The organism is Providencia sp. PROV141 (assembly GCF_028481645.1).
GTDB classification, from domain to species: Bacteria; Pseudomonadota; Gammaproteobacteria; order Enterobacterales; family Enterobacteriaceae; genus Providencia; species Providencia rettgeri.
On record NZ_JAMPPR010000008.1, the window covers coordinates 364,688 to 386,804 of the forward strand.

Below are 22,117 nucleotides of genomic sequence, written 5' to 3' on the forward strand. Positions count from 1 at the left end.
GCTTTCCATCTTATGTCGTCAAGCTCACAAGATACAGATAATGAGAATCATTTTCAATAAAAAAGGCTCCTATAAAATCATAGAAACCTTTAACACAAATTAATTAATATTAACGGTTAGAGTGGATTGGTTTGAGCTTCAACCACTGCTAATGCCACCATATTCACGATACGGCGTACCGACGCAATTGGTGTCAAAATATGTACCGGTTTCGCAACACCCATCAATACCGGCCCGACAGTCACGCCATCAGAGCTTGTCACGCGCAGTAAGTTATAACTAATACGTGCAGCTTCCATATTTGGCATAATTAATAAATTTGCTGAACCTTTCAGTGGGCTATCAGGCATCACATCTTTACGGATAGATTCAATTAATGCGGCATCCGCATGCATTTCACCATCAATTTCAAGATGAGGGTCACGCGCTTTGATCATCGAGAGCGTATCACGCATTTTTTGTGCTGATGCGCAATCTGAAGAACCAAAGCTAGAACGCGATAACAGAGCCACTTTTGGCTCAATACCGAAGCGTCTTACTGTATCAGCAGCCATTAACGTGATTTCGGTTAATTCTTCCGGTGAAGGGTCTTCATTAACATAAGTATCTGCGATAAACGTATTGCCCGTTGGTAATAACAATGCATTCATTGCACCTGCAGCATGAACACCCTCGCGGAAACCGAATAAATCTTTAACAACTTCATAATGTTCGCCATAACTGCCAACGGTACCACAAATCATCCCGTCAGCTTCGCCACGTAACACCATGATCCCACCAATTAAGGTTGGGTTATTAATCACTGCACGACGCGCCATTTCTTGTGAAACACCACGACGTTTCATGATTTGGTAGTATTCTTGCCAATATTCTTTATAACGCGGGTCGTTTTCGTTATTGACCACTTCAAAATCTTTGCCTAACTCAATGTGTAGGCCAAGTTTTTGAATACGCATTTCAATTACACTTGGGCGCCCAACCAAGATTGGGAAAGCCAAACCTAAAGAAACCAGCTCTTGTGTAGCATGTAATACACGCTCTTCTTCCCCTTCTGCTAAAACAATGCGTTTTTTCGCAGTCTTAGCTTGAGAGAAGATAGGTTTCATGAATAAATTTGTCTTATAAACAAACTGATTTAATTTTTCGATATAGACATCGAAGTCTTCAATTGGACGCGTTGCTACCCCTGAGTCCATTGCTGCTTTTGCCACAGCAGGTGCAATTTTAACAATCAAACGTGGGTCAAATGGCTTCGGAATAATGTATTCAGGGCCAAAGAATAAATCTTGGTTGCCATAGGCTGAAGCCACTTCTTCGCTTTGCTCAGCCAATGCAAGATCTGCAATGGCATACACACAAGCCAGTTTCATTTCTTCATTAATCGTTGTTGCGCCAACATCCAACGCACCACGGAAAATGAATGGGAAACACAACACGTTATTAACCTGATTTGGGTAATCAGAGCGGCCAGTACAAATGATGGCATCAGGACGAACTTCTTTCGCCAATGGTGGCAAAATTTCGGGTTCAGGATTGGCCAGTGCTAAGATTAGCGGATCTTTTGCCATGGTTTTCACCATTTCCGGCGTTAAAAGACGTGGACCTGAACAACCTAAGAAAATATCTGCATTAGGAATAGCATCTGCCAAAGTACGCTGACCGTTATCTTCAATGGCATACGCAGCTTTGGTGACATCCATGCGTTCATCACGGCCTTTATAAATAACCCCTTTTGAATCACAGACGGTGATATGTTCGCGTTTCAACCCCAACGCGACGAGTAAATTCATACAAGCGATTGATGCTGCGCCAGCGCCAGAAACTACAAGGCGGACATCACCAATTTCTTTTTTTACAATGCGTAATCCATTGATAACAGCAGCAGTACAAATGATAGCGGTTCCGTGTTGGTCATCATGGAACACAGGGATTTTCATCCGCTCACGGAGCTTTTGTTCAATATAAAAGCATTCTGGTGCTTTGATATCTTCCAAGTTAATACCACCAAAAGTCGGCTCAAGAGACGCAATGATATCAACTAATTTGTCTGGATCTGTTTCATCAACTTCAATATCAAAGACATCAACACCAGAAAACTTTTTAAATAGTACACCTTTTCCTTCCATGACTGGTTTACCAGCCAAGGCACCAATATTACCTAACCCAAGGACGGCAGTACCATTAGAGACAACCCCGACAAGGTTACCTTTAGCTGTGTAACGATAAGCTTTAAGTGGGTCATCTGCAATTTCTAGACATGGCACTGCAACACCTGGTGAGTATGCTAATGCGAGATCTCTCTGGGTTGTTAGTGGTTTAGTTGGGGTAACCGTAATTTTCCCAGGATGTGGAAACTCATGAAAATCAAGAGCACTTTGTTTTAATTTGTCATCCATCGTCAAGTCCTTTCAAAAGAAGTAAGGTAAGAGCGATAACAGTATAAACACATCTCACTAGCAAATCATGATCATACTGGCAATTTCCAGAAAAATCTTTCAGTTACAATAGAGTTAGGTCACTGCCTGAGTAAAACATAATCGCCTTGGTTATGTTGTTTATATCGCAACCTCGCTTTAATTTTAAAAGATACAACTAAAAATAATTTATTATTAATTTTATGAGGTTAATATATATAAATAATTAATTGCATAATAATACAATATAATTCCACCTTAAATATGTTCATCTGTTTAACTTTAATTTAAATATTAGATATGATTTTCCCGATTTTAATGTATTATCACCAAGCACCATATTATTAGTATGGAACTATAAAATATTAAGTAAACGATTAATATAAATCTCACTTCTCCATACTGCTGATTATATAATTATTAAAACCCCAATTAAATATAATAAACGTACCGAAATTAAATTGTCTATTTTATAGGAAATACCTAACTAGACGTTGGCATTTGAGACATAAAAAGGAACCCTCTATGTCTAAATATACAGTAATGATTATTGACGAGCACCCTATTATACGCTTGGGATTGCGGCAGCTCATCAATACCGATACACACTTTATTATCACAGCAGAGTGCGCTTGTTGCTACGAAGCTCTAAGTATGGCAAGGCAGTTAAAACCTAACCTAATTATTATAGATATTAATATTCAAGGTATTAAAACATTTGAAACTATACGTTTACTTCGTAAACACTGCAATGATAGCTACTTATTAGTGTTATCTGCCTCGACGATTAAAACAGATATATATGGTGCTATTGACGCGGGAGCACAAGGTTATTTATTAAAAAATAGTGAGCTTGATATGCTATTCTACAGTATGAAAAAAGCCTCTAAAGGGCAATTAGTTTTTAGTGAAAAAATTTATCAACATCTTATTTCACGTCATCATTATAATGACCCGCTATCCGCATTGACAAAACGAGAGTCTGAAATTTTGCATGAAATGGCTGTAGGTTTAAAAAATCGTGAAATATCTAACTTACTTTTTATTTCTGAGGAAACCGTTAAAGTTCACATTCGAAATATTCTTAAAAAATTACGCGTTCGATCTCGTCTTGAAGCTAGCTTAATTTATATGCGTTCAAGATAATTTATTTTTAATATATTAATTATCTGAGCTAAATTACATTTAATGTCATTATAAGGTTATTATATATTTCTCACATTTGGGCTAGATCCCAAGTGAGTTTTGCCGCATTATGTAAGGATTATCGCTAGTTTTTTGAGGAAAATCATATGCCCAATACACCTAACTCTCCTTATATTATGTACGGAATTAAAAACTGTGACACCATTAAAAAAGCACGCCGTTACTTAGAAGACAATGGAGTTAACTATCAATTTCATGATTATCGTGTTGATGGTATTAGCGATGAACTACTTTCTACCTTTATGGAACATATTGATTGGGAAGTATTAGTCAATAAACGAGGAACAACTTGGCGAAAACTGACTGATGATGAAAAAAATGCAGTTATTGACGCTGACAGTGCTAAAAAAGTGCTAATTGCAGAGCCTGCCATGATCAAAAGACCCATACTTGTTTCTCCAGATAACCGATACTTAGTTGGGTTTAACGCTAATGACTACCAAAGCTTCATTCGATAATCAGGTGGATTTAATGGATTGTCCCGTTATTCAACTAGCCAAAGAACTGATTGCACGCCCTTCTATCAGCCCCGATGACCAAGGCTGCCAAGCAATACTTACCGAGCGCTTAAACCAACTTGGTTTTACCATTGAACCAATGCATTTTGGTAGCACATTAAATTTTTGGGCACACCGAGGCACTCAAGGGCCAACCCTCGCATTTGCAGGTCATACCGATGTTGTACCCGCAGGCAATAGCGAAAATTGGCAAACTCCTCCGTTTAACCCAACAATTATTAATCAACATTTATATGGCCGTGGTGCTGCTGATATGAAAGGTTCTGTCGCAGCAATGGTTGTCGCAGCAGAGCGCTTTGTCGAAAAACACCCTCTCCACCAAGGACGCTTGGCCTTTTTAATCACCTCAGATGAAGAAGCTGATGCATTAGATGGCACGGTTAAAGTTGTAGAAACATTAATGGCACGTAATGAGCGCGTTGATTACTGTTTAGTCGGTGAGCCATCAAGCCAATCTCATTTAGGCGACATCATAAAAAATGGGCGTAGAGGCTCTATTACAGCAAATTTGACTATTTTAGGAACACAGGGGCATGTCGCTTATCCACATCTAGCTGACAACCCGGTGCACCGTGCAACCGCTTTTTTGCGAGAGCTCACTTCAACTATCTGGGATAACGGCAACGAATTTTTCCCTGCCACCACCATGCAAATTGCCAATATTCATGCGGGTACTGGGGCAAGTAATGTGATCCCCGGTGAGTTATTTGTTCAATTTAATTTTCGTTTCAGCACAGAATTGACCGACACACAAATACGTGACAGGGTCACTAGTATGTTAGACCGCCATGGTCTGGCATATAAAATAGAATGGTCATTATCTGGTCAGCCATTTTTGACTGAAAAACAAGAACTTGTCACTGCAACTTTGCAAGCAATCCATGAATTGACGGGTCTTAACGCTGAGCTATCTACCAGTGGTGGAACATCAGATGGTCGTTTTATCGCCCAAATGGGTACTCAAGTGATTGAGCTTGGCCCATTGAATGCCACTATACATAAAGTTGATGAATGCGTTAGTGTCAAAGACTTGCAACAACTTGCCTTAATTTATGAGCGAGTCATGGAGCTATTGTTATTATGATTACCATCGCAATGCTAACAGGCCGTTCCACGGACCATTTAGTGACACTTGGTGGCCCTCATCGCCTACAATTTAATGCCACCAAGGCATTTTTAGCCATGCAACAAGCTGCAGTAAAAGCGGGCTTCAAGTTACAATCAGCAAGTGCATTTCGTGATTTTTCACGTCAACAGTTAATTTGGAATGAAAAATTCACCGGTCTTCGCCCTGTTCTTGATGCACAAAGCCAACCTTTAGATATTACAACGCTTTCAGAAGGTGAGCTGTGTGAAGCTATTTTACATTGGTCTGCATTACCAGGAGCAAGCCGTCATCATTGGGGAACCGAAATAGATGTTTATGACCCATTACGGATCCCAGCAGGGCAAACTTTACAATTAGAGCCTTGGGAATATGAAACTGGCGGCTATTTTGCTGAACTAAACCACTGGCTGACGGATAACATGGCGACATTTGATTTTTATCGTCCCTTCACGGCAAAAAATGCAGGGGTTGCCGATGAACCTTGGCATATTAGTTACTGGCCGCTGTCCCATGAAGCTGAACAGCTTTTAACGCCAGAAGTCATTAAGCAAGTTCTCAAGCAAGAAGATATTTGCGGGAAAAATTGGTTAAACACTAACTTAGATTATGTATTTGAACGCTATATTAGGGTTCCTGAATAATTTCTAAGCTAACAAAACAATTTCTATAACGCCAACGCCTCATAGGTGATGCGACATCATTTATGGGGCTTCTTTATTTTGTTTGGAAATTTGTTCATCAACAACTGGAAGTCGATACATAAAAATAAGCAGCCAACACAACAGTACCAATAAACCTATTTTTAACCATATATAACTAACAACCCAGATTGATAGTGAAAAAGTAAGTATTATCAATATAATTGCTTTTGGCTTTGCCCCTTTCGGTAGCCCTTTATGCTTTTGCCAGTGACGAATATACCCCCCAAACCAAGAGCGATATAATAACCAATGATGAAAACGTGGAGATGAACGAGAAAAGCACCATGCCGCCAATAATAAGAAAGGCGTGGTAGGCAAAACGGGAAGAACGACGCCAGCAAAAGCCAGCACAACGGCTAACCATCCAATAGCAATGAGGAACAATTTTTTCAAAATTCCCCCTCCTCCCGAATAAATAAATTAAATGGTAAAAACCGCATAAAATCTGTGGTAACTCATAATAATATCAATGGTATACTCTAATGGTAAACAAGCTTAATGAAAAGTCGCTTTTGCCTGTTGATGCGATTATTATTCCTTTGTTCTACTACGAAAAGAGCGCTAATAGCCCCAGTCATGACTTGCTAAGCCTGAGAAAATGACAGGAGCCTAAACTTAAGACTATTAGGAAGCCCCATGAATCATTACTCTTTTTTTATGAAGGCCGGAAAAGTTATTGCTATCGTTACACCAAATGAACAAGAGACTCAAAAGCTAATTGCTGCCGGATATGGAAAGCAATTTGAAGAAGTTGACGCCGTTTCAACAGAAAAAGCGCTTGAACGCTTTGCTGATATTCGTGGTGAAGAGGTTAAAAATATCTACGCACTTACAGGCTCTGATATTTTGCTTGGTATTGCTGGTGCATTTGCCATGGTATTTAAATAAACAATAAACTCTGTAGGTGTATTTTCTGTAGTTATCTCTGAAAAAACATACTGCTTCATACAAAGTGTAAATGGTACTCTAACGGTATAAATTTTAAATAATTTAAAATCAACATTTAGCTTTTACCCAATTTCATAGAGGTAATGTATGCAATGGTTAGCCGACTACTGGTGGATAATTTTACTCTTATTGGTAGGTCTTATCTGGAATTCAGTCAAAGAAATGATGAAATTGGACCCCAAAAAGTTTTTAGATGGCAAGCCAGAAATCCCTCCACATCAAGATAATAACCACCTTTGGGATGATGAAGACGATTGGCCTAAAGACAAGAAGAAATAACCTTTTGCTTTATTTCAGCTAAAAGCGCTGGTTGGTATAGTTTTACCTGTATACCAACCTCTTTCCTTACTCGTTGTAACCATTGCTTTTGCCCTGTTATACCAATATCCGCACAAATCTGTGCGATAGGCTCACATGACACAAAGTGCCGTCTGAGGATCGCAAGCCCGGTTGTTTCTTCCCTTAATAAACGCATAATCGCACTTTGACTCGCAGAAATAGGACGTTTAAACTCACTAAAACCGATCAGTTCTATCCAATCATCAGCGGTTAATTGCTGCTGCTCACTGGTTTCTAAAGCAAACTCAGACAGATCATTTCGCCAATAAATATCGCGTTTTAATTGCATTTCCCCTTGTTGACAAAGTAGGCTTGCCCGATCTGATAGCGGTAATATCGCCATTGCCGTGAAACAGCCACTACTCGCTTCTTTGTGCGAACCTATTCGTATTAACCGAAAGCCCGCTTTTTGCCAAAATGCGACTAGGTCCGGTGTTAATCCAAAACTAACAGATAAAAAATCTAACCCATGCTCTATAGCAATTGCTTTCTGTTTTTCTAAAAGCGTCAAACCAATTTGGCGCCTACGGTGGTTCGCATCAACGGCAATACGCATCACTCGGCGAGATAGCCATTGTGCTGCAATAGGGAAATAACTATGAGCTGCTAAAGATTGGACAACTAAATTTCCTCTTGGTCGACGAAGCCCAGCCCATATTTGCCAGCTCAATGATTCGGCCAATTGACCTTCATCTACCATCCATAATGCACCTAAATAGGCGCAATCATGAGACTCAGTTTTTGCCACCATAAAATGTTGCTGTTGGGCATCCAATAGTCGTCGTAAATCTAATGGTGACGTTCGATAATGTGCACTCATCAATAAGCCATAAAACGCTTTTAATTGCTCATTATTTTCCGCTAATGATGCCTGGGTTAACGCTTTATATTCAATATTTCCAGCAAGAACCGTTTGAGTGGCTGGTTCTTGCAGCAATAAAGCCTCGTTGACCCATAATTCTAAAGGATCATTGGCCGCATAACGCATTGGGTTATCAAGTTGCAGTAAAGTGAAATGGGCTAAACTTGCACAGAACTTTAGCGTAAATCCACGCCCTGTTCCTTCATAGCCATCGACTGTCGTGGTTAATAAAACTCGAGGGAAATACCCCACGAGTTCTCGTAAAATATAATTAGGGATTGCAGAAGCTTCATCGATGATCAGCCAATCTGCTGTTATATTTTCATTACTACGGCAGTAAGCGAGTAAGCTATCTGGGGACCAAAAATTAATCTTTTGACCTGCATGCCGGCTTAAGACTTCTGTCGCCACTTTTGCAGGAGCACAACACCAACACTCCCCCACAACATGTTGTATTAACATCCCTGCTATTGCCGATTTACCGCGCCCTCTCGGCGCTATCAAACCCCAAACTCCATGTTCTGCTCTTAATAATCGACTAATTATTTGCTGCTGCTGTTCTGTTGGCTGGCCTGTCGGTGCTTGCCATAATGGTTTGTTTTTTAGTAATGAAAAATCAGGCTCATTCCCTTGTTTATAAAATAAAATATCGGGAGATGTGTGGAAAGTTCGCTGCAAGTGATGTACAAAATTCGGTGTCGAAATGAGCCCCAATTGTTCATTCCAGCGCAGGCTGTCTAGATCGGTATTTGTCGCCCACTCTTTTTGAGGCGCCGTACATAAAACTAACAAGCTCCCTGCTTTTAATGTGCCAGCAAGCATGGCTAGTGCTTCACTATGAAACCCTTTACGTACATCAAAAATGCCATGTAAAAATTCACGACCCAATAATAGATGTGCATTTTCAGGGGAAACCCCTTGCGGTAAGTTTGATGAAATCGTTAACCAATCGCCATCAATAGCAACTTGAAGTTGTTTGAGTTGTTGTTCTACCCATGCATCGTCGCCAGAAAGAACCATAAGACGACGCATACCAACTATATGCAGTTGTTCTATAATGACAGTAAGTAATTTCACCATCGTAATACTATGATTTACCAATTAATAGTGACAAAATCCCAGCAGCGATTAAGGGCCCTACCGGTACACCACGGAATAAAGCAACGCCAATGACGGTTCCAACCAGTAAGCCTGCAACCGTAGATGGTTGATGGGACATTAATGTGACGCCTCGGCTACCCAACCAAGAAACTGCGATCCCAATAACAATTGCCAGAATCGATTTCCAATTCAAAAATGAGCTTAATACCTCATTAGCCGTTATTTTACCACTCGCAATTGGCGCCATAACACCGATTGTTAAGATAAGTATCCCAATGGTTAAGCCATATTTTTCAATCCATGGAAAATAATTATTTAATGGTGTTATTCTGACCACCAATAAAAATAGCATCGCAAGGGTGACGGTCATATTATGACTAATGATACCTAACCCGGCTAAGACCAGTAAAATGATTAATGTTGGATCAACATGACTCATAGATTTGTCCCTGTAAAACGCACAATTATAATTTATTAGCAGCAACTAGGCTGATTTAAAAACATGTTATTGGCTCATCATCAAAGAAGCAAATATTAACGCCAACTCTTTTTATTTTTATGGCGACGATATTTTTATATTAATAAAAAACCTTACTATCTCCACACAATTAATTAACTAAAGTGCGACATTTTAGCTGTTCTTTATTATCTCTATAATACTTCTCGAAAGATGGCATCTCAGCATATTTCACGGCAACAAGCTTAATTGTATAAAAATTAGCATGTTAATGCAGATAATACCCACCCCTGAAAAAACTTAAGCTAAATATTCGGAATATTCATCACTGTTTATTTTTTTATTTCTACGTTTTTCTTATATTTATCATTATAAAAACCAACTTGTGGTGCCTTTTGCTGAAGATAGTCCTAAATACCTTTACAACCAGACAATTCATCTCAATTGCGTATAATAAGCAAAGACAATTAATACAGAAAAATCATAACTTAGCATTATTTATAATTTTAATGATTTGAATGGTTGTGCGACGCTCTGCATAAGCACAATTATTAGGATTAAGAATATGAACCAATCTTTATCGCCCTATTCAAACGCGCGCTTTATTGCTATTCGCTTAATCCCTGGCGAAGACGCACTTTTAACATTAAGACATAAAATTGAGCAGCATGGCCTACAAGCTGCATTCATTGCTAGCAGTGTCGGTAGCTTAACTGACGTTGCACTACGTTTTGCAGGCCAAGAAGATACCTTTCACACAACAGGTAAATTTGAAATTGTTTCATTAATTGGCACTTTAGATGCCAAAGGCGAACACCTGCATTTAGCTGTCTCTGATGAGCAAGGGCAAGTCCTCGGTGGTCATATGATGCCGGGTTGCACAGTTAGAACAACATTAGAACTGATTATTGGGGAACTGGAAAAGGTAAATTTCATTCGTGAACCTTGCCCGTTATCAGGCTATGAAGAACTTATCATCACTTCTCGCTAATTTTATTATTCCATTACTGTAAGGAATGACTTTGTCATGGCTAAAACGTCGATTATTTCTAGTCGTACACTGACTTTAATTGTTTTTTCTATTGCCATTAATATGGTTATTGGCCAATTAAGTTCAATGCTAAAACTGCCTATTTTTCTGGATTCTATAGGAACGTTAATTTGTGCGTTATTAGCAGGCCCTTGGGTTGCATTATTAAGTGGTTTATTAACTAATTTATTATGGGGTTTACTCAGCGGGCCAATTGCCGCTGCATTTGCGCCTGTTGCGATGATGATTGGCCTCAGCGCTGGGTTATTAGCTCGCGCAGGTGGTTTTCGCACCTTACCAAGAGTGGTTTTATCCGGTGTATTGATTACTTTTGCATTAATGATAGTTGCTGTTCCTATTCGCACATACTTATTTGCAGGAACAACCGGTAGCGGAGCTGATTTCTTTGTCGCGTATTTCCATGCTGTTGGCGATAACTTATTAGAATCGGTAGCAATTACGGTATTAGGCGCCAATATTGCGGACAAAGTTGCATCTGCCATTATTGCTTGGTTACTCGTTCGACAATTACCAGAACGTGTCCAACGTAATTATCCCAATATGGCGAAGGTCAGTTAAATGCATCCATTCACCTCGCTAACAATTTGGTTTTGGCTTAGTGTAAGTTCGCTTTTATTACCACTGAGCTGGCTATTAATTGTGCTTGGTTGCAGTACTTTCGCTGCTTTATTACTTTGGCGACCTGCACGTCATCGTTGGAAAATTGTTGCATGGATTATGCTCCCCATAGCGGCAGGGCTTTGGTTAATTCACGGGGGTTGGCTAGCCCAGCTATTAACCGGCGACACCTTAAAAAATAGCCGCCCTGAATTTGCACTGGCATTGTGGTTTAAGTTATTAACGATTATTAGCGCTTCTCAGCTTTGGTTGCAATATGTACCGACTGAACGCTTTATTCGTGCGTTGTTTGCTAGCCGTTTACCTGCTAGTTTTGCATATCTACTCGCGGGGCCGTTATTGCTTGCAGAACAATTTCGTCAGCAATTAAACACCATCCGTGAGGCACAATTGGCAAGAGGCGTCCCTCTTGATGGGCGCTTTTGGCAACGTGTTATATCATTACCCGCCCTATTATTTCCACTTGCCAGTAATACCCTTAGTGATTTGAGTATTCGTGGAGCCGCATTAGACATGCGTGGTTTTCGCTATTGTGCTAAACGCACGACATTGAACCCACCTACGGATAGTTCATTCCAAGCCCTACTTAGGTATGGGCTAGTTTTGTTAATTTTTATTGAAGGTGTTCTCTCTCTGTGGTGGTAAATCTACAACAAATGCGCTTCATTTCACAAAGCGCGGAGCAGTCCTTATTAGGGCCGATTGATCTTCAGCTTAATGCAGGCCAATGGCTATGTGTATTTGGTGGTAATGGCAGCGGGAAAAGCACGCTAGCACAAATACTTGCAGGTTGGCATAGTGACCTTATTCAAGGGAAAATAGAAGGAACCGCTGAGGTATTACAAGCCCCCTTGGCTGACAGCTCTGTAGTTCAGGTATCTATATCACGCCAACTTGTTCAGCAATCCCCTCAATTACAACTCTCGGGTTGCGCGTTTACCGTTGAACAGGAAATTGCCTTTGGGCCTGAAAACCTTGGCTTATCACCCAGTGAAATTAGTCAACGAGTTGAACACGCGATTGCACTCACGTTTTGTGAAGCTCTACGTAAGCGCCATCCTGCGACATTATCGGGCGGTGAAGCACAACGTGTCGTGTTAGCAAGTGCATTAGCGATGCAACCTAAACTTCTCTTGCTCGATGAAGCCTTTAGTCGGCTAACACCCAGTGCAACACAGCGCATTTTAGTGCAATTGCAACACTATACAGAACACACAAACTGCAGCATTATTTTTTTTGAACGCAATTTATTACCTGCCATCAGTTTCTGTGATTCATTCCTTTTGTTGAGTACCGGCAAAGCCTTTTTAGAATCTGGGAAAGTGGTTGCTACAGGCTGCTTGGATGATGTTTTTCTTGATGCTATTGAAACAATCAATATGCCAGAGGCTTGGCGTGCTATAGGTAAACTGGCCAAATTAGGGCATTGGCGAGGAACAATTCCCCACAATGAAGCACAATTGCTACAGATGTTTAAGGAGCGGAATGTTACAGATTAAAAACCTGAGCTATCGTTGGCCCAGATCTACTATTGATAATATACAATCTTTATCTCTATCTATTCACTCTGGTGAATGGGTCGCTTTAGTTGGGGATAATGGTGCAGGTAAATCAACATTATTACGCCTTCTCGCGGGGTTATTGCGCCCTACACAAGGTGATATTCAGCTTGATAGCCAACCGCTTAACCTTCTTTCCTCACCACAAAGAGCCAACCATATCGGTATTTTATTCCAAGAAGTTGAAAAACAAATTTTTCATAGTTGTGTGCGTGATGAGATTGCTTTTGGTTTAAAACGCCAGAGATATCATAAACGTGATATTCACGTGCGAGTACAGCAAGCACTTGAAATTTGCCACTTAGTTGATGTAGCAGATAAACACCCTTTAGATTTACATGCAGGCCAACGCAGGATGGTTGCTGTTGCCTGTTTAGAGGCTGTTTCACCTAAGTTATTGCTGCTTGATGAGCCAAGCCGTGACTTCGACGCTTTTTGGCTGCGCAAATTTGAGCATTGGCTAACCTTGCAGCGCGAAAAAGGGGTAACCGTCGTTTCTATTAGCCACGACCTTGATTTTGTTGCCCGCCATTTTCAACGCGTATTGCATTTATCAAATGGCCAACTCATCGCTGACGGTCAGCCAACGGAAATATTAAGCCATCCAGAGTTACAAGTCGAAAGCCCATTGCCCGCGCCTACATTGATGTCACTTAGTCAACAACTACAAATAAAAACCACTGATACCGTTCTCTCATCATGGATTACACATTTTATTAGCCAACAATCCCCCTCGATTAGCGACTAAAAAAATAGCCTGCAATGCAGGCTAAAATCTCATTCAAATTATAGGAAATTGATTAATCTAGCTGTACGCCAATACGGCGTGCGACTTCTTCGTAAGCTTCGATTAGGCCACCAAGGCTCTGACGAAAACGGTCTTTATCCATTTTATTGAGCGTTTCTTTATCCCATAAACGGCTGCCGTCTGGCGAAAACTCATCGCCTAATACCACTTGGCCTTTATACAAGCCAAATTCCAGTTTAAAATCGACTAAGATTAGCCCTGCATCCGCAAAGATTTTACTGAGCACTTCATTGGCTTTGTAGCTTAGCTCACGCATTTTTGCCAAGTTTTCTTTGCTCACCCAACCAAAAGTCTCACAGTACGATTCATTCACCATTGGGTCATGTTTGGCATCGTCCTTTAAAAATAAGTCAAATAGTGGCGGATTTAACACCATGCCTTCTTCAACACCTAAGCGTTTGACTAGTGAACCTGCGGCACGGTTACGGATCACACACTCAACAGGTACCATATCTAACTTTTTCACCAGAGCTTCTGTGTCAGACAATAATGCTTCCATTTGTGTTGGAATACCGGCTGCTTCTAATTTGCTCATAATGAAATGGTTAAATTTGTTATTTACCATACCTTTACGGTCAAACTGCTCGATACGCTCACCATCGAGTGCTGATGTATCATTACGGAACTCCAGAACCAGTAGATCAGGATCCTCTGTGGTATAGACTGTTTTTGCCTTACCACGATACAACTCAGCTTTCTTTTGCATCTTACACACTCCAGGGATGTGATTAAACTAAACAAAAATCAACCTGCACAGCAGATTCAGATAAGTAACAGAAGAACAAAAACCAATCAAATGGCCTATTCATTGTTAATTTTCTGCTCTGTTTCAGTCAGTTACTGAAATTCACCATGTAAAATGCTAACTAGCTGATATTCAATATTTTATAATTCACTGTTAATCATGATAATAAAATTCCCGAGCAGACGCAAACGATTACTTAACCATAAACACTGATTTTTTGTCCATTTGTTTTAGGTGAAAACATGAAAGATAAAATTAGCCTACCAGAGAAGGAAAATTCAAATTGATGAAATGCTATTTAATAACTAACTAAGTATATAGATTACGAGTAGCATGAAATAAACAAAATACAGAGCTGATAACCACCAGCCTATTCGTATGAAGCTTAATATCTTTACCCCAATACAACTCCATCCAATTTAAATAAAAAAAACCGCAGCTTGTATTTAAGCTACGGTTTAATTAGTCATCTCAAAATGTTGAATTATTACTTTTTGGCAGGTGCTTTACTAAATGCTGCTTTCAGCGCTGCAACCATTTCATCATTTTGTTTTTGTGTTAAAGGCACACCTTTGGTGGTGATAAATTGCAGTGTACTACGGTTATTTAAGTCACCAACCTGCACTTTATAATCTGCTTCTGGCACCGTTGGATCATCAATACCCAAAGCCTGCCATTCTGAGCTGCTTAAACCTTTGTAAGTTACCATCACAGAACCACTTGAGCGCGTACGGTCACCCACTTTCATACCAACACTTTCTAAGGTGTGAGGTAAGCGTTCCCATACTGCATCAAATGGCGCACGAACCACAACTAAAGGTAAGCCAGTATCATCACTACCGGTTTGAACATCAATGATACCATAGGCATTTTGGATACTATTTTTGTTTGAAGTATCACGTAACGTATATAAGTTATCGGTTAATTCATTCAATAACAGCTTGTTATAACGTTGAGTTTCGACAACATCCGTAATTGTCTCTCCCCCTTGACGTAAGCCTAAGCTAGTTACCGTTAATGCCATCATACCGTTTTCTGGTTGCACCGTAACTTTATGGCGACTCTCAATCGGTACGTTTTCATCTGCGCGATCCCATTTCACCCAATCGGTTTCAATTGAGCGAGAGCCATCGTCTTTAGATGAAACTGGAATCCCTCTTTGCTCTAAGATCATCGTAACTTGTGACCAAAGCGCACTATTTTCAGGTGTATTTTCTAGCAACAAACGACTTGCTTGAGCGCTATCCTCTGTACGAGAACCCGCTAATTGCGAAATTGTCAGTACTGGTGGACGAATGTCTAACGCTTTTCCAATTGCCCCTGTTGATGTGGCTTTAGGGATATCATACTCACCATTTTGTTCTGGTAATGTAAGCCCCTGTGGCACATTCAACACTTTCAATGGCGCAGCATTGAGATATTCCTCATCACCACTGACCTGACGTTTATAGCGCTGATCGCTGGAGCAGGCTGCCAGTAACACAACAAGTGACAGGCCAGCAACCTTCATAACCTTCGATTTTTGCAATAATGTTGCCATTAAAATTCCCTAAATTTTACAGTAATCCAGCGAGTTTCAAGGCTTCCTCAACTTTTTGCTGGCCCGAGGTGGTTAACGGTGTCATTGGCAACCGTAATGTCCCATCTGCAATCAGACCTAAGCGATGACAGCCCCACTTCGCTGGAATTGGATTTGGTTCAACAAATAACTGAAGATGAAGCCCCATCAGTTTTTTATTTAATTCACGCGCCTCAGTATATTTGCCTGCAAGCGCTAAGTCACACATTTTTACCATCTGTGCGGCCGCAACGTTAGATGTGACCGAAATAACGCCTTTACCACCTAGTTGCATGAAATCAAGCGCCGTTGCGTCATCACCTGTTAACAGTACAAAATCATCATCAACCAGTTCTTTGATTTGATGAACCCTAGCTAAGTTCCCTGTTGCCTCTTTAATTGCAACAATATTCGCCAGTTTTGCTAAACGCCCCACAGTTTCAGGCAACATATCACAGCCAGTGCGTGATGGTACATTATAAAGAATCTGTGGCAAGCTGGTGTTTTCTGAAATTGCCTTAAAGTGTTGATATAGCCCTTCTTGAGAAGGCCTATTATAATAAGGTGTTACCGTCAGGCAAGCAACCACACCGCTGTTTTCAAACTCATTTGTCAAAGAAATAGCTTCAGCGGTAGCATTTGCACCAGCTCCTGCAATAATAGGAATACGGCCATCTGCTAATTCGAGAGTCGCTTTCACGACATCCACATGTTCTTTGTGCGTTAAGGTTGCTGATTCGCCAGTTGTACCAACAGAAACAATCGCAGTTGTTCCGCTTTCAACATGATAATCCACCAACTTTTTCAGGCTGGCTTTATCTAAACGCCCTGCCGAATCCATTGGTGTAATAACTGCAACAATGCTTCCCGTTAAAAAATCTTTATAATTTGCGTTTCCATTAGCCATAGCGATACCCCCTTAATAATTGAACTACCATGTTACTTTTTCATTTCAAAGAAGAAAACCACTCAATAGCAAGAATTTAATGAATTTTGTTAATGCCGAGGACATTAACTTAAATAGAAGTAATAATTCACTGATATTTCTCGCAAGAGTCTATTTATCCCCTTGGCAGATTGCCTTTTTTATGGTTTCCTTACCCTCATAGCCAGTCAGTTGTTAGCGCTAGAATTTTACTGCTATATTCTAATTAAATGTTTAACTGACATAATTAAAATACTAAGGAATAGACTTTGCCTAAGACTGAACAGCAATTTCTTGTCATTACTGCGCTGGGAACAGATCGTCCGGGCATTGTGAATACCATTACACGCCTCGTCAGCGAGTGTGATTGTAATATTGAAGATAGTCGCTTAGCGATGTTTGGCAAGGAATTCACCTTCATTATGATGTTATCAGGCAGTTGGAATGCTATCACTCTTTTAGAGGCGACATTGCCACCTAAAGGTGCCGAGCTCGACTTGCTCATCGTAATGAAAAGAACTCAGAGCGTGCAAACAACCTATTACCCATCGACAGTAACAGTGAATGTTGTTGTCGACGACGCACCTCGTATTGTCGAGCAATTCACAAATTTATTCACAACCTCGCAATGTAATATCGCGGAGCTTGTTTCTAAAACACAACCAGCCAATAATGATATGCCCGCTCAACTGGAAATTCAGATTACTGCACACGATCCGTTGGACGATAATGGCATAATTATAAAAAATAAATTTCAACAACTGTGTACAATGCTAAATGCTAAAGGCAACATAAGTATTGTTAACAACCCCAACATGCAAAGTTAACGGAGATATATGTAATGAACCCATTGAAAGCCGGTGATAAGGCGCCTCAATTTAGCCTTCCTGACCAAGATGGTGAGCTCATCAATCTTTCTGATTACCAGGGTCAGCGCGTATTAGTTTACTTTTATCCTAAAGCGATGACTCCTGGCTGTACTGTTCAAGCGTGTGGTCTACGTGATGAAATGGATACACTTAAAGCGAAAGGTGTCGAAGTATTAGGTATTAGCACAGACAAACCAGAGAAACTGTCTCGTTTCGCTGAAAAAGAGATGTTGAACTTCACTTTATTATCAGATGAAGACCACCAAGTATGTGAGCAATTTGGGGTTTGGGGTGAAAAACAATTCATGGGGAAAACCTATGATGGTATTCATCGCATTAGCTTCCTTGTTGACCCTACTGGGAAAATAGAACACGTCTTTGACAATTTTAAAACCAGTAACCACCACGAAATCGTGCTTGATTACATCAATACACACGCTTAATCGTTACTTCTTAGTGCTGTATGCCCCCATACAGCACTATTCCTAACCTAGTTCGTTGATTCCGTTGGCTCTTCCGGCCATACATGAATCACCGCTTTAATCAGTGTTGCTAATGGTATTGCAAAAAACACGCCCCAAAAGCCCCATAACCCACCAAACACCACAACAGATAAAATAATCACTAGCGGATGTAAATTCACGGCTTCAGAAAATAATAAAGGCACCACAACGTTGCTATCCAAACCTTGAATGACTAAATAAGCCAACATTAAGTACCAAAATTCACTGCCAATACCGTACTGAAAGAGCGCAACAATAACCACGGGGATCGTGGCTGCGACCGCACCAATATAAGGGATTAATACCGCCACCCCAACAAGAACCGACAGCAATACGGAATAGCGCAAGTCAAAGTAAGCAAAACATAAATATGTTGCCACCCCAACAATCACCATTTCAGTAACTTTTCCTCGCAAATAATTGGTGATTTGTTCATTCATTTCGACCCAAACTTTACCCACTAACAAACGATTTTTCGGTAACAACTTGAGGAAGCTTTTGCTAATACGCTCTTTATCTTTTAAAAGAAAGAATGTCATCAACGGCACTAGAACTAAGTAAACTGCTAAAGTAAAAATACCTATTAATGAAGCAACTGACGCTTTAACCACAGAGTCTGCAATACCCGACATACGGCTACGCAGGTTATCTGCCATCATATCGATAATGCCGACATCCACTAATGCGGGATATTGCTCTGGCAATTTTTGTGCAAATTCATTGAAACGGTTAACCATATTTGGCAGATCGGCCATCAAATTAATCCCTTGCTGCCATGCGGTTGGTGCAATAATTAAAATAACCATGGCACTTATTCCGGCGAATAAGGTCAAAATAATACCGACAGCAACTGAACGGGATAACCCTATGCGTTGTAATAAATTGGTTGGCCATTCAAGCAAATAAGCTAAAGCAATTGCCGCCAGCAATGGAGCCAGTATACTGCTGAAAAAGAAGATGATCACAAACCCTGATACGAGTAATGTAAAGAGGGCTATGGCTTGTGGGTCAGCAAAACGCCGACGATACCACTGTAAAAACAATTCCAGCATTTATTGCTCCTAGGGAATAACACAAAGGACAGTTCCTAAAGTAACGAAAATTATACCGAAGAACAGATTTTACGATAGCTTTTGCTATCATGTGTTTTAAACTTTTCGTATTTTTAGGTGCCTTACTTAAAGCACACCCGAAATAAAGTCGGTACTTACCCTAAATTAAAATGTTGTATGGGATACTCACGTTTCATGAAGAAAAATTTAAAATATCCATTATTGGCTTTCATGATCGCTGCGCTAATGAACGGTGCAGTTTTACCTGCTTATAGTGCAATTGAAGATACCTTACCCGATATAGGAACTACAGCAGGAGGCACACTTAGCATCAACCAAGAAATTATTATGGGAGATGCTATCACACGACAAATACGTGCCAGCACCCCTCTTATTTATGACCCATTGTTAACCCAATATGTTAACAAACTTGGCATGCGGTTAGTGAAAAATGCCGACTCAGTTAAAACACCGTTTAAGTTCTATTTAGTCAACAACCCCAATATTAACGCATACGCCTATTTTGGGGGCAATGTAGTGCTGCACTCCGCATTGTTCCGGTACAGCCAGAATGAAAGTCAGCTAGCATCCGTCATGGCGCACGAAATATCTCACGTTACGCAAAGGCACCTGGCGCGAATGATGGAAGACCAAAAAAGTACCACTCCTCTCGCGATTGCAGGGACCATTGGTTCTTTATTGTTAGTGATGGCGAATCCTCAAGCCGGCTTTGCCGCTTTAACAGGAACAATGGCAGGGGTTCAACAAGGTATGATCAGCTTTACCCAAGCCAATGAGCAAGAAGCTGACCGTATTGGTTTACAGACATTAAGACGCTCTGGCTTTGACCCGCATGCGATGGCTGATTTTATGCAAACAATGTCAGACCAAACTCGCTATATGTCAAAGCCCCCTGAAATTCTATTAACGCACCCCTTGCCGGATAGCCGTTTAGCTGATGCCAGAAACCGATCGAACCAATACCCTAAAGTGAGTGTGCCATCATCACTGGACTTTATGTTAGCCCGAGTTCGTATTTTGGCTATGTATAGTACCGAGCAAAAACATGCTTTAGACCAAATCATTGAAAACTATGGTAAAGGTTCTGCACAAGAACAAATTGCAGCGCAATACGGTAAAGCGCTACTACTTTCTCAAGACAAAAAGTACGCAGAGGCAGGAAAAATCCTGACAGAGCTATTAGCGAAACAACCCGATAACCCTTGGTTTATCGATAGCATGACTGATGTCGACATTGAACAACATCAAGTCTCTAGAGCGGTCTCTCGTTTACAGAATGCTTTGAGAAAATCACCGAAAAATACCGTATTTATTGTCAACCTAGCTAACGCATTAATTAATAATCATCAATATAAAGAAGCAACAACCTTACTGAATAAATATACGTTTGATTACCCTGATGACCCGATTGGTTGGGATTTACTGGCAGAAGCGTCCGCAAAACAAGGTAAGCGTACCGAAGAACTTGCTGCTTACGCAGAAGGGATGGCGTTACGGGGTAACTATGACACTGCAATTAATTATCTCAGCGATGCTAGCCGTCAAAGCCGTTTAGGCAGTTACGAACAGCAGCGTTATGACGCTCGCATTGATGCGCTTAGAAAACTACAATTACGTGACAAAAATGCAAAACCGTAAGGAGTTATAATAATGACGGATTCGATTAAGATTTACCACAACCCACGCTGTTCTAAAAGCCGTGAAACCTTAGCCCTTTTAACTGATAAGGGTATCTCCCCCACGGTGGTCGAGTATTTAAAAACGCCCCCAACGGTCGCTGAAATCAAAAAACTCCTTAAAATGTTAGGCTTTAAAGATGCTCGTCAATTAATGCGCACCAAAGAAGAGTTGTATAAGGAATTGAATTTAAATGATGACACCTTAACTCAGGAACAACTCATTAAAGCAATGCATGAAAATCCTAAATTGATTGAACGCCCTATCGTTGTTAATGGTGATAAAGCACGTTTAGGTCGTCCACCTGAGCAGGTCTGTGAAATCTTATAAACTCTATTTTGGCAGCTATACGGCTGCCAACTCATTTAATCAACTAGAGTTTTAAAATATCTTTTACGAAAGGAATCGTTAATTTGCGCTGAGCAACGATTGATGCATGGTCAAGTTTGTTTAAGATATCAAACAACGTTCCCATTTTTCTATCTAGACGTTTTAATACGAAACGACAAACATCTTCCGGTAATTCAAAACCACGAATACGAGCGCGTAATTGCAGTGCCCAAATCTTATCTTCGTCACTCAGTGGGTGTAGTTTATAAATTTGGCCCCAATCAAGGCGAGAAGCTAAATCGGGTAATTTCAGTTCGATTTGCCGAGGAGGCCGGTCCCCAGTAATTAATAGACAAGTGCGACCAATTTCCAAAATACGATTATACAAATTGAAAATCGCCATTTCCCACTCTTCATCACCCGCGATGCACTGAATATTATCAATACAAACGAGTGATAAATGTTCCATACCGTCTAGTACTTCAGGAACAAAATACGCACGTTTATCTAAAGGAACATAACCAACCGCAATACCTTGTTCAGACAACTCTGCACAAGCTGCGTGCAGTAAATGGCTTTTCCCACCGCCTTCACGCGACCAATAATAGATATAACTGCCATGTGGTTGATTAATAGCAGATTGAATAGCAGACAGCAACGCCCCATTTTCCCCTGCATAAAAGCTCGCAAAGGTTTCATCATCTGGCAGATATAGTGGTAATGAAAGCTGTGATGGTGTGTTCAGAA

23 protein-coding genes and 1 pseudogene are annotated in these 22,117 nt (G+C 40.5%); 15 read left to right on the plus strand and 9 right to left on the minus strand.

Features of this window, described 5'->3' with window-relative positions; all coding sequences use genetic code 11:
• Positions 1-116 precede the first annotated feature (116 nt).
• Positions 117-2,396 carry an NADP-dependent oxaloacetate-decarboxylating malate dehydrogenase gene (gene maeB / locus PSF09_RS08055; protein ID WP_272664762.1) on the minus strand — a complete coding sequence of 760 codons (2,280 nt, stop codon included), beginning with the start codon at positions 2,394-2,396 and terminating at the stop codon, positions 117-119.
• A 543-nt stretch (positions 2,397-2,939) separates the two neighbouring features.
• On the opposite strand from maeB, the gene PSF09_RS08060 reads away from it, so the two are divergent.
• From PSF09_RS08060 to PSF09_RS08075, 4 genes are all read left to right on the plus strand, one after another.
• Positions 2,940-3,560 (plus strand): LuxR C-terminal-related transcriptional regulator, encoded by a 621-nt coding sequence (locus PSF09_RS08060; RefSeq protein WP_210840249.1) that lies wholly within the window; start codon positions 2,940-2,942, stop codon positions 3,558-3,560.
• A 146-nt stretch (positions 3,561-3,706) separates the two neighbouring features.
• Positions 3,707-4,078 carry an ArsC family reductase gene (locus PSF09_RS08065; RefSeq protein ID WP_247605480.1) on the plus strand — a complete coding sequence of 124 codons (372 nt, stop codon included), beginning with the start codon at positions 3,707-3,709 and terminating at the stop codon, positions 4,076-4,078.
• Between the two features lie 13 nt (positions 4,079-4,091).
• Positions 4,092-5,222 (plus strand): succinyl-diaminopimelate desuccinylase, encoded by a 1,131-nt coding sequence (gene dapE / locus PSF09_RS08070; protein WP_272683771.1) that lies wholly within the window; start codon positions 4,092-4,094, stop codon positions 5,220-5,222.
• On the plus strand, positions 5,219-5,887 hold the full coding sequence (locus PSF09_RS08075; protein ID WP_272664761.1) for a M15 family metallopeptidase: 669 nt from the start codon (positions 5,219-5,221) through the stop codon (positions 5,885-5,887). The genes dapE and PSF09_RS08075 overlap by 4 nt, the downstream gene beginning before the upstream one ends.
• A 60-nt stretch (positions 5,888-5,947) precedes the next feature.
• Here the strand turns inward: PSF09_RS08075 and PSF09_RS08080 are convergent, their stop codons facing one another.
• Positions 5,948-6,340, minus strand: a complete 393-nt coding sequence (locus PSF09_RS08080; RefSeq protein WP_272664760.1) for a DUF454 family protein — start codon at positions 6,338-6,340, stop codon at positions 5,948-5,950.
• Between the two features lie 243 nt (positions 6,341-6,583).
• Between PSF09_RS08080 and PSF09_RS08085 the strand changes: the two genes are divergently transcribed.
• Together PSF09_RS08085 and PSF09_RS08090 are read left to right on the plus strand one after the other, a co-directional pair.
• Entirely contained in the window at positions 6,584-6,835 is a 252-nt protein-coding gene (locus tag PSF09_RS08085; RefSeq protein WP_272664759.1) for a hypothetical protein, read from the plus strand.
• Between the two features lie 147 nt (positions 6,836-6,982).
• Entirely contained in the window at positions 6,983-7,174 is a 192-nt protein-coding gene (locus tag PSF09_RS08090) for a hypothetical protein (RefSeq protein WP_272664758.1), read from the plus strand.
• On the opposite strand, the gene PSF09_RS08095 is transcribed toward PSF09_RS08090, so the two are convergent.
• Both PSF09_RS08095 and PSF09_RS08100 read right to left on the minus strand, forming a co-directional pair.
• Positions 7,155-9,176 (minus strand): tRNA(Met) cytidine acetyltransferase TmcA, encoded by a 2,022-nt coding sequence (locus tag PSF09_RS08095; RefSeq protein WP_272664757.1) that lies wholly within the window; start codon positions 9,174-9,176, stop codon positions 7,155-7,157. The two genes, PSF09_RS08090 and PSF09_RS08095, sit on opposite strands and share 20 nt — an antisense overlap.
• Before the next feature lie 7 nt (positions 9,177-9,183).
• Positions 9,184-9,636: a DUF441 domain-containing protein gene (locus tag PSF09_RS08100; protein ID WP_004911348.1), complete on the minus strand. Its 453-nt coding sequence runs from the start codon at positions 9,634-9,636 to the stop codon at positions 9,184-9,186.
• Positions 9,637-10,219: 583 nt separating this feature from the next.
• On the opposite strand from PSF09_RS08100, the gene PSF09_RS08105 reads away from it, so the two are divergent.
• From PSF09_RS08105 to PSF09_RS08125, 5 genes and pseudogenes are all read left to right on the plus strand, one after another.
• Positions 10,220-10,645: a PPC domain-containing DNA-binding protein gene (locus PSF09_RS08105; RefSeq protein ID WP_210836291.1), complete on the plus strand. Its 426-nt coding sequence runs from the start codon at positions 10,220-10,222 to the stop codon at positions 10,643-10,645.
• Between the two features lie 36 nt (positions 10,646-10,681).
• Complete coding sequence (locus tag PSF09_RS08110; RefSeq protein ID WP_272664756.1) at positions 10,682-11,263, plus strand: ECF transporter S component; 582 nt, start codon at positions 10,682-10,684, stop codon at positions 11,261-11,263.
• Positions 11,264-11,968 (plus strand): energy-coupling factor transporter transmembrane component T, encoded by a 705-nt coding sequence (locus tag PSF09_RS08115; RefSeq protein ID WP_272683735.1) that lies wholly within the window; start codon positions 11,264-11,266, stop codon positions 11,966-11,968.
• On the plus strand, positions 11,959-12,822 hold the full coding sequence (locus tag PSF09_RS08120) for an energy-coupling factor ABC transporter ATP-binding protein (RefSeq protein WP_272683736.1): 864 nt from the start codon (positions 11,959-11,961) through the stop codon (positions 12,820-12,822). Before PSF09_RS08115 ends, PSF09_RS08120 begins: the two co-directional genes overlap by 10 nt.
• Positions 12,809-13,450: pseudogene (locus PSF09_RS08125) on the plus strand (energy-coupling factor ABC transporter ATP-binding protein); the annotation flags it as partial. The gene PSF09_RS08120 and the pseudogene PSF09_RS08125, both read left to right, overlap by 14 nt.
• Before the next feature lie 232 nt (positions 13,451-13,682).
• Here PSF09_RS08125 and purC read toward each other — a convergent pair.
• The 3 genes from purC to dapA form a co-directional block, all read right to left on the minus strand.
• Positions 13,683-14,396: a phosphoribosylaminoimidazolesuccinocarboxamide synthase gene (gene purC / locus PSF09_RS08130; RefSeq protein WP_004911363.1), complete on the minus strand. Its 714-nt coding sequence runs from the start codon at positions 14,394-14,396 to the stop codon at positions 13,683-13,685.
• A gap of 526 nt (positions 14,397-14,922) precedes the next feature.
• Entirely contained in the window at positions 14,923-15,975 is a 1,053-nt protein-coding gene (bamC, locus tag PSF09_RS08135) for an outer membrane protein assembly factor BamC (protein ID WP_004911365.1), read from the minus strand.
• Between the two features lie 16 nt (positions 15,976-15,991).
• On the minus strand, positions 15,992-16,900 hold the full coding sequence (gene dapA, locus PSF09_RS08140; protein ID WP_004911368.1) for a 4-hydroxy-tetrahydrodipicolinate synthase: 909 nt from the start codon (positions 16,898-16,900) through the stop codon (positions 15,992-15,994).
• A gap of 287 nt (positions 16,901-17,187) precedes the next feature.
• Here dapA and PSF09_RS08145 point away from each other — a divergent pair, with 287 nt between their 5' ends.
• Both PSF09_RS08145 and bcp read left to right on the plus strand, forming a co-directional pair.
• Entirely contained in the window at positions 17,188-17,745 is a 558-nt protein-coding gene (locus PSF09_RS08145) for a glycine cleavage system transcriptional repressor (RefSeq protein WP_004253549.1), read from the plus strand.
• 14 nt (positions 17,746-17,759) lie between these two features.
• On the plus strand, positions 17,760-18,230 hold the full coding sequence (gene bcp, locus PSF09_RS08150; RefSeq protein WP_004253548.1) for a thioredoxin-dependent thiol peroxidase: 471 nt from the start codon (positions 17,760-17,762) through the stop codon (positions 18,228-18,230).
• A 47-nt stretch (positions 18,231-18,277) separates the two neighbouring features.
• Here the strand turns inward: bcp and PSF09_RS08155 are convergent, their stop codons facing one another.
• A complete protein-coding gene (locus PSF09_RS08155; protein ID WP_272664752.1) occupies positions 18,278-19,342 on the minus strand; it encodes an AI-2E family transporter in 1,065 nt (354 codons plus the stop codon).
• Between the two features lie 195 nt (positions 19,343-19,537).
• Between PSF09_RS08155 and PSF09_RS08160 the strand changes: the two genes are divergently transcribed.
• Both PSF09_RS08160 and arsC read left to right on the plus strand, forming a co-directional pair.
• Positions 19,538-21,001 (plus strand): beta-barrel assembly-enhancing protease, encoded by a 1,464-nt coding sequence (locus PSF09_RS08160; protein ID WP_004911374.1) that lies wholly within the window; start codon positions 19,538-19,540, stop codon positions 20,999-21,001.
• A gap of 12 nt (positions 21,002-21,013) precedes the next feature.
• A complete protein-coding gene (arsC, locus tag PSF09_RS08165) occupies positions 21,014-21,370 on the plus strand; it encodes an arsenate reductase (glutaredoxin) (protein WP_272683737.1) in 357 nt (118 codons plus the stop codon).
• A 43-nt stretch (positions 21,371-21,413) separates the two neighbouring features.
• On the opposite strand, the gene hda is transcribed toward arsC, so the two are convergent.
• On the minus strand, positions 21,414-22,115 hold the full coding sequence (gene hda / locus PSF09_RS08170) for a DnaA inactivator Hda (RefSeq protein WP_036957653.1): 702 nt from the start codon (positions 22,113-22,115) through the stop codon (positions 21,414-21,416).
• Positions 22,116-22,117: the final 2 nt, after the last annotated feature.

Bases quoted from the DNA above. Each gene is read 5' to 3' on its own strand.
- PSF09_RS08160 (WP_004911374.1), top strand. From the start codon at position 19,538: ATGAAGAAAAATTTAAAATATCCATTATTGGCTTTCATGATCGCTGCG.
- PSF09_RS08060 (WP_210840249.1), top strand. From the start codon at position 2,940: ATGTCTAAATATACAGTAATGATTATTGACGAGCACCCTATTATACGC.
- bamC (WP_004911365.1), bottom strand. From the start codon at position 15,975: ATGGCAACATTATTGCAAAAATCGAAGGTTATGAAGGTTGCTGGCCTG.
- PSF09_RS08100 (WP_004911348.1), bottom strand. From the start codon at position 9,636: ATGAGTCATGTTGATCCAACATTAATCATTTTACTGGTCTTAGCCGGG.
- bcp (WP_004253548.1), top strand. From the start codon at position 17,760: ATGAACCCATTGAAAGCCGGTGATAAGGCGCCTCAATTTAGCCTTCCT.
- PSF09_RS08115 (WP_272683735.1), top strand. From the start codon at position 11,264: ATGCATCCATTCACCTCGCTAACAATTTGGTTTTGGCTTAGTGTAAGT.
- purC (WP_004911363.1), bottom strand. From the start codon at position 14,396: ATGCAAAAGAAAGCTGAGTTGTATCGTGGTAAGGCAAAAACAGTCTAT.
- PSF09_RS08090 (WP_272664758.1), top strand. From the start codon at position 6,983: ATGCAATGGTTAGCCGACTACTGGTGGATAATTTTACTCTTATTGGTA.
- dapA (WP_004911368.1), bottom strand. From the start codon at position 16,900: ATGGCTAATGGAAACGCAAATTATAAAGATTTTTTAACGGGAAGCATT.
- PSF09_RS08075 (WP_272664761.1), top strand. From the start codon at position 5,219: ATGATTACCATCGCAATGCTAACAGGCCGTTCCACGGACCATTTAGTG.
- PSF09_RS08105 (WP_210836291.1), top strand. From the start codon at position 10,220: ATGAACCAATCTTTATCGCCCTATTCAAACGCGCGCTTTATTGCTATT.
- arsC (WP_272683737.1), top strand. From the start codon at position 21,014: ATGACGGATTCGATTAAGATTTACCACAACCCACGCTGTTCTAAAAGC.
- PSF09_RS08110 (WP_272664756.1), top strand. From the start codon at position 10,682: ATGGCTAAAACGTCGATTATTTCTAGTCGTACACTGACTTTAATTGTT.
- PSF09_RS08155 (WP_272664752.1), bottom strand. From the start codon at position 19,342: ATGCTGGAATTGTTTTTACAGTGGTATCGTCGGCGTTTTGCTGACCCA.
- PSF09_RS08095 (WP_272664757.1), bottom strand. From the start codon at position 9,176: ATGGTGAAATTACTTACTGTCATTATAGAACAACTGCATATAGTTGGT.
- maeB (WP_272664762.1), bottom strand. From the start codon at position 2,396: ATGGATGACAAATTAAAACAAAGTGCTCTTGATTTTCATGAGTTTCCA.
- dapE (WP_272683771.1), top strand. From the start codon at position 4,092: ATGGATTGTCCCGTTATTCAACTAGCCAAAGAACTGATTGCACGCCCT.
- PSF09_RS08065 (WP_247605480.1), top strand. From the start codon at position 3,707: ATGCCCAATACACCTAACTCTCCTTATATTATGTACGGAATTAAAAAC.
- PSF09_RS08085 (WP_272664759.1), top strand. From the start codon at position 6,584: ATGAATCATTACTCTTTTTTTATGAAGGCCGGAAAAGTTATTGCTATC.